Origin of the sequence: Chloracidobacterium sp., assembly GCA_016715795.1 — a bacterium.
Lineage (GTDB): Bacteria > Acidobacteriota > Blastocatellia > Pyrinomonadales > Pyrinomonadaceae > OLB17.
Genome location: JADJXP010000002.1, coordinates 270,637 through 283,752, shown reverse-complemented (window position 1 = coordinate 283,752; position 13,116 = coordinate 270,637). Strand labels below are relative to the sequence as shown.

The window sequence follows — 13,116 nt, the reverse complement described above, 5'->3', positions numbered from 1 at the left end:
TTCTCTTCATGAATCTTAGAAAGGCATTTCTTTACACCTTGATCGGCTCGGTGGCCGTCAGTGCTCTCATCGGTATCGGCGTGATCCTGCTCGGCAATTTTGGCAACCTTGAGGTCAGGATATTGATGACGACGCTGACGATCACGGCGACGAGTATCCTGGGCCTTGCCTGCGGTGCGTACTACGAGACGGGCCGCGGGCGAGTACTGCCATTGGCAGGAATAGTGCTGGCCCTGGCAGCAGCGATCATGACTTTCCTGATCATCTGGAACGTCCTCGACGAAAATGAGAGCTTTATCAAATCGGCGGGCACGATACTGCTCGCGTCGGTCGCGTGTTCGCACCTGTCGCTGCTCTCGCTCGCGCGGCTGGACAAGCGCTTCGCGTGGTCACGCATCGCTGCGTTCGTCACCGTCTGGCTGCTGTCGGCCCTGCTGGCCTATCTCATCTGGTTCGAGCCGGATGCAAACAACGACCTCTTTGCCCGCACCATCGGCGTTCTCTCGATCCTTGTGGCCTCGGTCACGGTCGTAACGCCGGTCTTTCACAAGCTAAGCGCCGGCGAGCCAACGGTTGCCGATCTCGATGCTCAGATCGAGGAACTAAGATCGCGTATCACCGAACTTGAACGACAAAAGGCAGAGCTGGATCCGGGCGACACCGAAGATCAAATTTCTTCAGTTAATAGTTAATAGTTATCAGTTACCCGGCATAGGCAATGGGATCGATCTCTCCCGCCCTAGCAAACCCGCGCAATCGCAACGCACACGAGTCGCAGGTGCCGCAGGCGAGTTCGTTTGAACGATAGCATGACCAAGTCAGATTGAGTGGCGCTTCGAGTTCGACGCCTTTGAGTACGATCTCGGCTTTTGTGAGATGAATGATCGGCGTGCGTATCTCGATGTGCGTATCGGGCTTCGTGCCGGTTTCGATCACTTTTTGAAAGCTGGCGTAAAACTCCGGCCGACAATCGGGATAGCCGCTCGAATCTTCGGCAACAGCGCCGATGTAAATTGCGTTCGCGCCGATGACCTCGGCCCAGCTCACGGCGATCGAAAGCATATTCGCATTGCGGAAAGGCACGTAGCTCGTCGGGATCTCTTTATTATCGAGATCGGCCGCAGAGACCGCGATGTTCTCATCGGTCAACGATGATCCGCCGATCTTTGCGAGATGCTCTATCGAAACATCGAGGCGTTTCGCAACCCCGTAATGATCGGCAATATCACTGAATGCCTGCCGCTCTCGTGCTTCAGTCCGCTGCCCGTACGATACATGCAGAAACGCAAGCTCATCCGCCTCGCGCGCCGCCATCGCTGCCGTAACGCACGAGTCCATTCCGCCGGAAACTAGAACGATACTGTTCATGCTTTCTTTGCTTCTTTGCGTTCTTTGCGGCTTTGCGGGCGAAGCTCTTTATCCCGCAAAGCCGCAAAGGCTGCAAAGAAGCACTCACAAGTTGTTGACCACTCGTGTAATACCGTCCTTTATCAGCGGCACGTTAAAGTTGATTAGAAGCCCGAGCTTCAGATCCATGATCCTGAGATACGTCCTGAGTTGCTTCGGGTGAACCGGAGCAACCGCCTCGACCGACTTTATCTCGACTACGACCTTTCCACCCGCGATCATGTCGGCACGGAAGCCAATATCCAACTTGACACTTTCCCAAACTACGGGCCACGGCTGCTGTGTTACGACACTCAGGCCACGTTTAGTAAGCTCGTGTTCGAGCACTTTTTCATACACGGATTCCAATAGTCCAGGACCGAGTTTCGTATGGATCTGAAATGCACAGTCAACTATGATCCGGGCGATGTCATTTTCGTGCATAAGGCAAGTTTCCCGCAAAGCCGCAAAGGTGCAAAGAACGCAAAGTGAAATCCTTCATCAATTACACTACGCATTTATCTTCTGTCTCCTTGGCGCCTTTGCGGCTTTGCGGGAAATCTTTTTCTAAACGCCACGGGCATCGGCTCCCCAAATGTATTTGTGAAGCTGGAGATTGAGTCTCACGTTGTATTTTCCCTTTGAGATAGCCTCAGCCAAAACAGGCAGATCGACAGCTCCGTGAACCGGCGAGATCAATATCTCTTTCGCTCGGTTTTGAAGGTCGTATTTATCGATAATAACAGTCGCAAAGACCCAGTCTTCTAAGCTGGCGACGACGAATTTTACCTCGTCGAAATCAGGCCGCAGGCATTCCAGGTTTTCCCAATAGTTTCTTCCGAACTCACCCGATGCCGGGCATTTGATATCCAGGATAACGGTGGCCCGTTTGTCGACCTCTTCAATAGAAAAATAGCCGCCGGTCTCGATCAGGACCTCGTAGCCGCGGTCGCAGAGCTCGGTGATGAATGCGAACACGTTCTTCTGCGCAAGCGGCTCACCGCCGGTTACCTCGACGAGGTTACAGCCAAATTCGTCTAGTCTTGCGAAGATGTCGTCAAAGTCGATCGTCTCGCCGCCCGTGAAGGTGTACTCACTGTCACACCAGACGCACCGCATCGGGCAGCCTGTAAGGCGCACAAATGAGCACGGCCGCCCCGCGTGCGACGATTCGCCCTGGATCGAGCGAAAGATCTCGGTGATCCGGAGAGATCTCTCAGATGTCGGCATCCGGATCGAATTTGAAGGAACGGGAAATACGCTTTACCACCGGATCCATCTTCTTTTTTTGATCACGCGGATACTCTATCGTAAAGGTAAAGAATATTTCCGGTTCTGCTCCGCCTCGCTGAAGCGTCTTTTGATAAAAGATACGGCCATTCAGCGTGCATGAGATCACGAAGAACCTTTCATTAAAAACCTTGTAAACCTCAGCGTCCCCGCACTTCTGGAGCGAATCATCGTATTGCCCCACGAAGGTCCGATCAAGTGCGTTATGTTGCCCCCAGACGAGCATCTCGATCTTTCCGTCATTTGACCTAAAGATCCGGCCGTCATTATTTGCCGGTGGCGCCTGCCGCTTCAACAGGCCTGACGGATACTCGATCGAATAAGCGAACCGCTCATTTCGGTACGTCTGATACTTCGTCTGAGCATCGGCCCCGAGAGATGTAAGCAGGATGACGAAAGCGATCAGACCGAGTCTTTTCATATTCATAATAACCCCCACCAACCATACTGATTTATAACTTCGCCAATGCCAAACGAAGCGAGATTTGCTGCAACGATAGCCGCAAGACTCCTGAGCCACTCGCGCGTGCCGAGCGTGTCGTTGCCGCGAAATGCCAGCCAGAACAAGATGCATTCGGCAATCGGTGCAAAGCTCTCCGCAATGAGCAGATACAACGCCCTCGATTGGCCATAGAACAATGTCGGAAGCACCAGCACCACGATCGGATACGTACACGCCGTCAGCCATACGCCGCACAGCGTCCGTTGTCCGAGCGAGAGTTTTCGCGTTAACCCGACAAGCAGCACCGGCGTCTCGATCAGGATCGTCACGAGATAGCCGAAGGGCAGGAAATACCAGAGATGCGAAAAGGTCAGATCCATCACCTCCGGCGACGGCGCCTCGTCAAAAAAAGCGAGGAACCGAACCATGCCGGTGATCTCTGCGATTCCGCTGACAGCTAACATTTGCTGAGATTCTCTACTGCGGCGCGATCGATCCAGTCGCCATTGCCGATGACGACAACACCCGTTTGGCCCGGTGCGTAGCAGTAGTTACGCACCCTGTTCACGGTCCCGTCCTTGGCATAAACCGCGACGAAGAATCTGACTGAAAAATCGCATGTATTTGTTGCCCGCACCTTAACAAAGCCGTCGCTAGGATCGATCTTAGCCTCCCAACTAATGCCGCAGTCGGAAGTAACAAGCTCCGCTCCGGGCAATAAGAGTTCGTAAGGCATTACCGGCCTTGCCGTGCTCACGAACATCAGAGCCGCGAACGTACAGATGACAAGGGATCGCATACTCATGGCCTCCTCACAATCACAGCATCTTTATCAAGAACGGGAACTCAGCTAATACATGGCCGATCGCAACGCCGAAATAGATGTCGCGTGTCGTCGTGTAATCGACGGCAAAGCCTGTCCACAACACAAACATCAGCATCACACTGACCGTCAGGGCAACGGCGACCAGCCTCGGAAATCCGCCCTTGCCCGAATAGAGCGGAATGTCCTTAAGCCTCCACGGTATCGCCCGACGGTCAGCGAGCGGTATCAGCAGAAGCCAAACGAAGTAGTGTATCGATTCAAGAAAGACGTGCGTCGCGACGAGCAGATGGCTCGATATCCCCGGTAGTATCTGGCTGCCGGCGTGCTGCGCGATACGCCAAAATAGATTCGTCTCCTCGGGCAGATTTGGCTGGCCGGCAAGCGCCAGCCACAGCAGGACGAGAAATACGGAGACAGATGCCAAACACCAGTGATATGCCCTCAACCATTCCGGCCGCGAACGGCGTATCTGGCGCTCCAGAAACCACATCGCGATGAACGGGTGAATGTAAACGAGAGCGAGGCTCCAGTATTGCGGGACGAGCCAGGCAAGAGATGCGAGCAGAAAGGCAGCGGGAAACGCCCACGCCCAGTCCGTCTTTGGCCGCTGCCTGCCTCTGAGATAGAACAGGAGGCCAAGCCACAGCACGAAAGCGGTATTCCAAACGGCCGCAAACATCGCCCAGCCCGCATCGCCCCATAGCCAATTGCCGCTTGCAAAATATAGCGTCAGGTACGCCGTGGCCAGAACTACCACCCCACCAATACCGACGCTGTAATAGAGTTTTGAACGGCCCCACCGCAGCGGCATTCGTGCGGCAAAATAGCGGACCTCCATCACATTATGAACGCCCGCGAATAGGAAGATCGTCGCGATCGACGCCGCCAGGGGAAAACTGCCGATAGCAAGGGCCGCGACGGCACACGCCGCCACGAACGCAAAGAAAAAGATCTGTGCGCTCGTGATGACGGGTTCGGCTACGCGGACCTGCTGCATCTACTCCTCCGAGCTGTCCGTTTTTGGGTCGGGCACGATCAACTCGATCACGCTGCGGTCCGGATCGGTCGTCGTCTCAACCTTGATCTTGCCCGATGCCTGCTTATACATATGAACGCCGCGCGTAAAGAGCGAGCTCGTGATAGAGCGGGCCTCAGGCGGCGGGCCGATGTTTGCATAGACAAACGACGCAGCTGCGGCCACGACCATCAGGGCGATCAGCGTCTTGCCCTTTGCCGAGGAGGCCCTCCCCGAGCGAACGAACCAAATGCCTCCAACCACAAGCGCCAGGCTTAGGAACATTCCGCTGACGATAGTCTGAGTGCGTGATATCGAACTCTCGGCCGGTGTCTCGACCGAGGCCGTATTGTCTTCACCGTCATCGATCTGTTCGAGCTCGGCCCGAAGCTGTTTGACTTGCGATTTTGGTATGCGAAGCACCGCTTCCGTAGCGTTGCGGTCAAGTTTGATGAACAGCGTCGTATTGACGCCGGGTTTCGGCTTCGGCGTCTTTACAGGCTTCGGCGGAGCAATGTCCGCATAGGCCGCGACCGAAGCAATGAACAGGACAGCGAGCATCAGTGTAATTCGTTTCATATTCGACTCCTTTTCGGGGCTGGTTTTTCGTGAATTATAACAGCAAATTGTCAGTACCACCTGCGGTAGCGGGTGGTTGAACACTTTTCAGACAGAACGACGATAGCCTGCTCCGCTTGCAGCGCGACCGCTCGCTATCGCAGGCGGGTTCTAACTTTGTTAAACTTTCTGCATATGCGAACACAGCTAAAGCGATTCATCGAGCAGATGGATGACAATTCGGTGGCGATCATTCCGGCCGCCCACGAGCAGACGAGGAGCTACGACACGGAATTCAAATTCCGCCAAGACTCGGATTTTTGGTATCTGACAGGTTTTCCCGAGCCTGACGCGATCGCGGTAATTACAAAGGGTGCCAAGCAGCCGTTCACGCTCTACGTCCGCCCGCGCGATCTCGAAATGGAAACGTGGTTTGGCCGCCGTCAGGGTGTCGTGGGCGCGGTGAAGAACTACGCCGCCGACCGAGCATTCCCGATAGACAAGTTTCCCGCCGATCTGGGCAAGATACTCGACGGCCGCGATAAACTGTATTACCGTTTTGCAGTCGATAGCTCCCTCGACCGGCAGATCCTCGACTACCTGACCGAACAGCGAGTTCGCCGCCTAAAGACGGCATATCCGCCGCACACAATCATTGACCCGACACCGATCATCGGCGAGATGCGGCTTCACAAATCGGCCAAAGAGATCGAATACATGCAAAAGGCCGCGAATATCGCCGCCGAGGCCCACGTGCTCGCGATGAAAAAGGTCAAGCCGGGCATGAACGAGGGTCAGGTCGAATCGTTGATGGAGGCCTACATGCGCGACAAGGGCGCGAGCGGCGTCGCATACAATTCGATCATCGGCGGCGGCGACAACGCGACGATCCTGCACTACGTCGAGAACAACATGCCGCTAAAAGACGGCGACCTCATCCTGATCGACGCCGGTGCCGAATATCAGGGCTATGCCTCGGATATTACGCGGACATTCCCGGTGAACGGCAAATATTCCAAGGCCCAACGCGAAGTTTACGACATCGTGCTCGACGTCCAGCTTCAGTGCATTGAATACACAAAGACCGGCAACACCGTAAAAGGCCGCCAGGAATTCTCGATCGAACTCCTGACCGAAGGCATGAAAAAGCTCGGCCTGCTCAAAGGTTCGACTAAAGAACTCATCAAGAAAAAGGCCTACATGAAATACTACATGCACGGCGTCGGCCACTATCTCGGCCTCGACGTACACGACGCGGGCCGCTATTTCGTCGATCAGCAGGCTAAACAGTCAAAACCCTTCGCCCCCGGCATGGTCCTGACCGTCGAGCCCGGCCTCTACATCCCGCCCGACGATAAAACAGCCCCCGCCAAATACCGCGGCATCGGCATCCGTATCGAGGACGATGTTTTAGTCACCAAAGACGGAAATCTGAATCTCACCGCAAAGGTCACGAAAGACGCCGACGAGATCGAGTCGATAATGCAAAAGCGCCGCTAGTCAGAACCGCCTGCGTAAGCGGGCGGTCAGGTACGTAGATATGGACATCAACGTGATACTAAAGAATTTGCCGCTTCTCTTCTGCGCGGTATTCGTCGCGATCCTATTCATCCAATCCGGCCTCGACAAGGTGTTTGACTGGAAGGGCAATCTCGGCTGGCTCACGGGGCACTTTTCAAAGACGCCTCTCGCCAAAATGGTGCCGATGATGCTGTTGACGATCACCGTGATGGAGATCGCGACCGGGCTGCTGGCGGCTGCAGGACTGATCTATCTGCTCGTTACCGGACAGACCACGCTGATCTTCTACGCATCGATCCTCGGTGCGGCGAGCCTGACGGGGCTGTTTTTTGGACAGCGCATAGCAAAGGACTACCCGGGCGCGGCCGTGCTGGTCCCTTACTTCATCCTCTTGCTGATAATGATGTATCTCTCGTCGCCGACGAAAGCCTAGCGGGTCAGGCGGACGATCTGCAGCTTTACGCAGTAGGCGTTTGCGGCGATCGTCTTCTTAGAATGTGGGGCCGGGTCGAGCGTATCGACCGAGACGGCCCAGACGCCAACCTGGTCGCCGCGTCGACCGATAGTCGAGTTAAATTCGTAATCCTTGGTCCCGTTTTCACCGGTGATGCGAAACTTCATTACCGCATTCCCTGCCCAGATGCATTGCACATCCGTCGGGCAGCGCGAATCTTCCGTGACGCCGAGAAACTTGATCTTGAGCCCGCTCATCTTGGCAGTCTTTTGCTGGCCCGTCTTGAGCGTGACGGTCTCGATCTTGAACGGTTCGATGTCCTGCGAATAGCTGTTCATCGTAATCAGCAACCCTACAAATATCGCAAACACAGCAGTTTTCATAGTAACCTCAGCAGGCTGCGGCTCGAGCCGCCGCCGCACCATTAGAACGAAACCAGGCCGAATCCGTTGCAGACAAACTTTACGCGGCGGCCGATGCCCCGGCCTTGATCTTTTCCTCGATCGCCCGGGCAAACTCATTTGTCTTTGCCGTCCCGCCAAGGTCGCGCGTGATCGCCCGACCCTCAGCAAAAACTGCGAGGATCGCTTCTTGCATGCGCCTTGCGGCATCGCGTTCGCCGATATGATTCAGCATCTGAACCGCCGAAAGCATCAGCGCGGTCGGATTCGCAATTCCCTGGCCCGCAATGTCCGGTGCCGAGCCGTGGACCGCCTCGAATACTGCTCCCTGTTCACCGATATTCGCACCCGGAGCCAGGCCGAGGCCGCCGATCAGGCCCGCGCACAGATCACTGACGATGTCGCCGTAGAGATTTTCGAGCACCAACACGTCAAACTGTTCCGGCCGCATCACCAGCTGCATGCAGCAATTGTCGATGATCTTGTCGTCGGCCTCGATGTTTGTAAATTCTTTCGCGACGTTGTAGAAACATTCGAGGAAAAGGCCATCCGACAGCTTCATGATATTCGCCTTGTGAACGGCCGTCACCTTCTTGCGACCGTTGTCACGAGCGTATTCAAAGGCGTATCGCGCGATGCGTGTCGAGGCTTTCTCCGTAATGATCTTGAGCGATTCGACAACGCCCGGCACGACAACGTGCTCAAGGCCGGCGTAGAGGTCCTCGGTATTCTCGCGGACAATAACGAGATCGAGCTCGGGATATCGGCATTCGACATTCGGCAGGGCTTTGACCGGCCGCACGTTCGAATAAAGATCGAGCGCTTTTCGCAAGCCGACGTTTACCGAGGTAAAGCCCTTGCCGATCGGCGTCATCTGCGGGCCTTTGAGAGCGACCCTATTTTGCCGGATCGAATCTATCGTCTTTTCCGGCAGCGTGGTCCCATATTTCTCCTGCGCCTGTGCGCCCAGAATATGTGTTTCCCAATCGATCTCGACACCCGTCGCCTCGATGACGCGGACGGTTGCGGCCACGATCTCAGGCCCGATGCCGTCGCCGGGGATCAATGTGATCTTGTGCTTCATAACTGTTTTCTATCTTACGCGGGCAGCATCGAAATATGAAGAGTAGCCAATAGCTCATAGCTAAAAGCTAATAGCTACTTTTCAAACCGGTCCGGTTGCGCTGAGATGTCCTATACTTATACCTATGGCAGATGTTCTGATCATCGGCGGCGGCGTTATCGGGCTGAGTATCGCCCGCGAACTGCGGCGTCGCGGGACCGACAAGATAACCGTCATTGAGAGAGGCCGGTGCGGACGCGAGGCATCGTGGGCGGCCGGGGGAATGCTCACAACGGACGTGCATGCGGCCGTTAAAGATGATGCTTATCTGCTGGGAACGAAATCACGCGGCATGTATCCGGCGCTGGCCGATGAACTGTTGGATGAGACGGGCATCGATATTGAGTTGGACCAGACCGGCACGGTGGACGTCGCCTTTGGCGATGAAGACGGGCAGCGGCTCCTCGAAAAATCTCGGCAACAAGCCTCGATCGGCATCGCCATCGAAACGCTCTCACTCGAGGAGATCCTCAAACTTGAGCCTGAACTGTCCTCGGCCATTCAGGTCGGGGCATATTACGCGAATGACTGGCAGGTCGAGAACCGCAAGCTGCTCCTCGCTTTGCTCCGTTATGCCAGCCTCAACGATATCGAGGTCCGCGAGGGCACCGAGGCCTCAGCGATCATCGTCGAGAACGGCAGGGCCACGGGCGTTCAGGCCGTGGACGGCCCACAATACGCGGGGCACACGATACTTGCAACGGGCGCGTGGACGTCGCTCATCAAACTGGGCGATGCAGCGATGCCATTCACCGTCAAGCCTATTCGCGGCCAGATCGTAGAGTTTCAGGGCTCGCCGAACGAGATCGTTCATGTGGTCTGGGCCGGCCACACTTACATCGTTCCCCGTGCTGACGGACGCGTACTTGTCGGATCCACGTCAGAAGATGTTGGTTTCGACCACTCGATCACAGAGCAGGCCCGATGTGAGTTGGTCGAAAAGGCAGCCCGCATCGCTCCATCGATCGGTTCAATGCAGGTAACGGATCACTGGTCGGGGCTCCGGCCATTTGCGGGCGACAGCTTGCCGGTCATAGGCGGCATCGCCGGCATAGACGATCTGCTTATCGCGACGGCCCATTACCGCAATGGCATCCTTCTCGCACCGGTGACGGCATCGCTGGTGGCGGACGCCATTGCGGGCGAATCGACATCGGAATTCGACACTTTTCGGCCGGACAGATTTGCGGCGGCCGCAGCCCACTGAGAGATGAAGCTTTCAATATTCCTCCTTATTCTGCTACTTTCCTCCGGCATCTTTGCTCAGTCGGGCCGCGTTGGCCCATCGGGCACGGCACAGACCGGCACAGCGGCCCCGACTGTGAGGGAACTCTTCGACGAAGCGAACGGTTATCTAAAGGCGAAGCTAACAGAGTACGAAACGAAGAAAGTGACCTACAGCGATTCGCTCCTGGCTCGGACGAAGCTGGAGCAGCGACAGCTCGCGGCCCGGCACGCAGCCTCGGCGGCAACGCGGACGGATCTTGCTGGCGAAGATCTTTACTATCTCGGAATGCTTAATTGGATCGCCGATAACCTCGATGGAACTGCCGAGAATCTGCTGAAATTTATCGCCGCCGAAGGCTCTCCCGCCAACCGTGTCCAGACAGCTCGCTCCATTGTCACGGTCGTGCTTGCAAAGCAAAAAAAGCTCACCGAGGCGGAACGAGTTTTCGCCGATTATCTGGCTGCTGAACCGCGCAAGCCTACCGAACAGGCCCGTGTTGAAGGTGAACTCGCCAAGGCATATCAGGCAGAGAATGACTTCATTAAGATGGCGCCGCATGCTGAGGCCGCCTATGCGGCGTCGAAAGACTTGCTGAAAGATGCCTCGTCCCGCGCTCGCGGCCTCGACGAGATCCTTGACGCAGGGATGCTTGTTTTTGAGGCCCATCGCGATTCGGGCAACCGCAATAAGGCCGAGCTGGCACTCGATGATATGCGCGTCACGGGTGCGTCGGTAAATTCCTCGAGCCTTTACTATTACGCCGTTGATCAAAAGATCAAGTATCTGATCGACACCGGGCGAAAGGCTGCGGCGCTGGCCTATTACGCCTCGGTCCTTTCCGCGATACCCAAAGAATTCATCGACCGCTACTCGCAAAACGAGGTCGCGTCGCGGCTCAGAAAACGGGAACAGCATTATAAACTGCTCGGCGAGGCTGCGCCTGAGTTCCTAGCGCCGGCCGAGTGGTTTCCCGGTAAGGCCCGCACGCTCGCCGATATGCGGGGCAAGGTCGTGCTGCTCGATTTCTGGGCGACGTGGTGCGGCCCGTGCTTTGAGGCGTATCCGTCCCTGATCGAATGGCATCAGGACTATCGCTCGGCGGGCCTCGAGATCGTCGGCGTTACGCGATATTACGGCAAGGCCGGCGGCCTGCCGGCCGATTCGCCGTCCGAGCTAAACTTTCTAAAGCAGTTTCGGACGCGCGAGCGGCTGCCTTACGATTTTGCCGTTGCGGCCGGCCAGGCCATCCAGCTGCAGTACGGCGCCACCGCCCTGCCAACAGCCGTCATCATTGACCGCAAAGGCATCATCCGCTACGCCGAAACGGGATCCAGTCCGTCACGCATCACACAAATGCACGAGATGATCAAGAAACTCCTCGCCGAGAAATAACCGCCTTGCTCGCCGGCGAATCTGAGCTAAGATTCATGTAATGCCCGAGAACCGACGCACACAGGGCCTATATGACCGCATCGCCGATGTGCAAAACCTGGCGATGAAGCTCAACGGCTATCGCCAGTCGGTCGCCAAATACTTGCGGTCGCTCAAGCTCGATATCGGCCCTGAATCGCTCGTTCTCGATGCAGGCTGCGGCACGGGGCTCGTCACGCTTGCGTTTCAGGAGGCAGGCTATCGGCCGCGAAGAGTAGAGGCTGTCGACCTGTCGTTCAACTCGCTCACCGTTGCGCGGCAGGAGTTTCGGGCTCGACGACGCCTCGCGAATCGAAGCGACGCCATACAGAGCAACGTCCTCAACTTGCCGTTCGCCGACAACACGTTCGACTTGTTGTTGATGTGCGGCGTGCTCGAATATACTCCGCTCGACGCCGGGCTCGGCGAGGCAGCAAGGGTGCTGAAACATGGTGCACCACTCGTCTTTCTCCCGGTCAAACCGTCCATTGTCGGCTCGGTCCTCGAATTGCTCTATAACTTCCGCATCCATCCACTGGCCGATGTCCGCGAGGCGGCGGCGCGGTATTTTAATATCGTAGGCAATTTTCAGTTCCCGATCAGCGAACCGATAGCGTGGTCAAAAACGATCTTCCTGCTCGAAAAGAGATGAGCCCCTTGCCGCACATCGTTGCCCATCGCGGGGCAAGCGCTCACGCGCCCGAAAATACAATGGCCGCATTTCGGCTGGCGATCGAGGAAGGTGCCGACGGAGTCGAGTTCGATGTTCGGCTAGCCCGTGACCGCGTTCCTGTCGTGATCCACGACGATACGCTGGCCCGCACGGCCGCGCGGCCCGAGCGCGTTTGTGATCTTACATCCGAAGAGCTCTGCAGGGTCGATGCCGGATCGTGGTTCAACAAGCGATACCCGAAGCGGGCCGATCCCGGATTCGCCCGCGAAACCATCCCTACGTTGGCGAATGTCCTCGGCATATGCGAGAACTTTGCTGGCCCGACATATATCGAACTCAAATGTCGGCCGGCTGAGGTCAAGCCGCTGACGGCCGCTGTCTGCGACGTTATCAGACACTCGCAGTTCCTTTCGCGGATCATCGTAAAGAGTTTTGACCTCGCGGCTGTCGCCGAACTTCGGGGCCTGTTGCCTTCGGTCCAGACTGCGGCTCTTTTCGAGCCATCGATCACGACCATTCTTCGACGACGCAGGCACATTATCGACATGGCCCGTGAAGCAGGGGCAGCGCGGCTTTCCCTGCATACATCGCTCGCAACGGCTAAACTCTCGCAGCTTGCTGCGGATGTCGGCATGCCCGTCACGGTCTGGACAACAGATGATCCGCGATGGATAGCCCGCTGCAAGCGGCGCGGCATCGGGGCGATCATCACTAACGATCCCGCTGCTCTGATCAAACATCGCGACCAGAGCGGCTGATTGTTGCCTGAGGCCATTTTTGGGAATAAAC

The 13,116-nt window shown here is 56.4% G+C and carries 17 protein-coding genes; 7 read left to right on the top strand and 10 right to left on the bottom strand.

Annotation, left to right across the window (positions count from 1 at the left end):
- Positions 1-8: 8 nt before the first annotated feature.
- Positions 9-692 carry a hypothetical protein gene (locus tag IPM59_06335; protein MBK9215204.1) on the top strand — a complete coding sequence of 228 codons (684 nt, stop codon included), beginning with the start codon at positions 9-11 and terminating at the stop codon, positions 690-692.
- Positions 693-702: 10 nt separating this feature from the next.
- On the opposite strand, the gene queC is transcribed toward IPM59_06335, so the two are convergent.
- The 8 genes from queC to IPM59_06295 form a co-directional block, all read right to left on the bottom strand.
- Positions 703-1,368 (bottom strand): 7-cyano-7-deazaguanine synthase QueC, encoded by a 666-nt coding sequence (queC, locus tag IPM59_06330; GenBank protein MBK9215203.1) that lies wholly within the window; start codon positions 1,366-1,368, stop codon positions 703-705.
- 84 nt (positions 1,369-1,452) lie between these two features.
- Positions 1,453-1,830 carry a GxxExxY protein gene (locus tag IPM59_06325; protein MBK9215202.1) on the bottom strand — a complete coding sequence of 126 codons (378 nt, stop codon included), beginning with the start codon at positions 1,828-1,830 and terminating at the stop codon, positions 1,453-1,455.
- Positions 1,831-1,953: 123 nt separating this feature from the next.
- The gene (locus IPM59_06320; GenBank protein ID MBK9215201.1) at positions 1,954-2,616 is read right to left on the bottom strand and encodes a radical SAM protein; all 663 of its coding nucleotides are present in this window, start codon (positions 2,614-2,616) and stop codon (positions 1,954-1,956) included.
- Entirely contained in the window at positions 2,603-3,097 is a 495-nt protein-coding gene (locus IPM59_06315) for a hypothetical protein (protein ID MBK9215200.1), read from the bottom strand. Before IPM59_06315 ends, IPM59_06320 begins: the two co-directional genes overlap by 14 nt.
- A 2-nt stretch (positions 3,098-3,099) precedes the next feature.
- On the bottom strand, positions 3,100-3,465 hold the full coding sequence (locus tag IPM59_06310) for a hypothetical protein (protein MBK9215199.1): 366 nt from the start codon (positions 3,463-3,465) through the stop codon (positions 3,100-3,102).
- 110 nt (positions 3,466-3,575) lie between these two features.
- Positions 3,576-3,917 (bottom strand): hypothetical protein, encoded by a 342-nt coding sequence (locus IPM59_06305; GenBank protein MBK9215198.1) that lies wholly within the window; start codon positions 3,915-3,917, stop codon positions 3,576-3,578.
- Between the two features lie 19 nt (positions 3,918-3,936).
- Positions 3,937-4,941 carry a hypothetical protein gene (locus tag IPM59_06300; GenBank protein ID MBK9215197.1) on the bottom strand — a complete coding sequence of 335 codons (1,005 nt, stop codon included), beginning with the start codon at positions 4,939-4,941 and terminating at the stop codon, positions 3,937-3,939.
- The gene (locus IPM59_06295) at positions 4,942-5,538 is read right to left on the bottom strand and encodes a hypothetical protein (GenBank protein MBK9215196.1); all 597 of its coding nucleotides are present in this window, start codon (positions 5,536-5,538) and stop codon (positions 4,942-4,944) included.
- A 174-nt stretch (positions 5,539-5,712) separates the two neighbouring features.
- Here IPM59_06295 and IPM59_06290 point away from each other — a divergent pair, with 174 nt between their 5' ends.
- Positions 5,713-7,017 (top strand): aminopeptidase P N-terminal domain-containing protein, encoded by a 1,305-nt coding sequence (locus IPM59_06290; protein ID MBK9215195.1) that lies wholly within the window; start codon positions 5,713-5,715, stop codon positions 7,015-7,017.
- 40 nt (positions 7,018-7,057) lie between these two features.
- Positions 7,058-7,471 (top strand): DoxX family membrane protein, encoded by a 414-nt coding sequence (locus tag IPM59_06285; protein MBK9215194.1) that lies wholly within the window; start codon positions 7,058-7,060, stop codon positions 7,469-7,471.
- On the opposite strand, the gene IPM59_06280 is transcribed toward IPM59_06285, so the two are convergent.
- A complete protein-coding gene (locus tag IPM59_06280; protein MBK9215193.1) occupies positions 7,468-7,875 on the bottom strand; it encodes a hypothetical protein in 408 nt (135 codons plus the stop codon). The genes IPM59_06285 and IPM59_06280 overlap by 4 nt on opposite strands.
- A gap of 79 nt (positions 7,876-7,954) precedes the next feature.
- Positions 7,955-8,977 carry an isocitrate dehydrogenase (NAD(+)) gene (locus tag IPM59_06275; GenBank protein ID MBK9215192.1) on the bottom strand — a complete coding sequence of 341 codons (1,023 nt, stop codon included), beginning with the start codon at positions 8,975-8,977 and terminating at the stop codon, positions 7,955-7,957.
- Between the two features lie 124 nt (positions 8,978-9,101).
- On the opposite strand from IPM59_06275, the gene thiO reads away from it, so the two are divergent.
- From thiO to IPM59_06255, 4 genes are read left to right on the top strand one after another with little or no spacing between them, the layout of a single operon-like run.
- Positions 9,102-10,223, top strand: coding sequence for a glycine oxidase ThiO (gene thiO, locus IPM59_06270; GenBank protein MBK9215191.1), 1,122 nt, complete (start codon positions 9,102-9,104; stop codon positions 10,221-10,223).
- A 3-nt stretch (positions 10,224-10,226) separates the two neighbouring features.
- The gene (locus tag IPM59_06265) at positions 10,227-11,636 is read left to right on the top strand and encodes a TlpA family protein disulfide reductase (GenBank protein ID MBK9215190.1); all 1,410 of its coding nucleotides are present in this window, start codon (positions 10,227-10,229) and stop codon (positions 11,634-11,636) included.
- Positions 11,637-11,676: 40 nt separating this feature from the next.
- A complete protein-coding gene (locus IPM59_06260) occupies positions 11,677-12,306 on the top strand; it encodes a class I SAM-dependent methyltransferase (GenBank protein MBK9215189.1) in 630 nt (209 codons plus the stop codon).
- Complete coding sequence (locus tag IPM59_06255) at positions 12,303-13,085, top strand: hypothetical protein (protein MBK9215188.1); 783 nt, start codon at positions 12,303-12,305, stop codon at positions 13,083-13,085. The genes IPM59_06260 and IPM59_06255 overlap by 4 nt, the downstream gene beginning before the upstream one ends.
- The last annotated feature ends 31 nt before the right edge of the window (positions 13,086-13,116 follow it).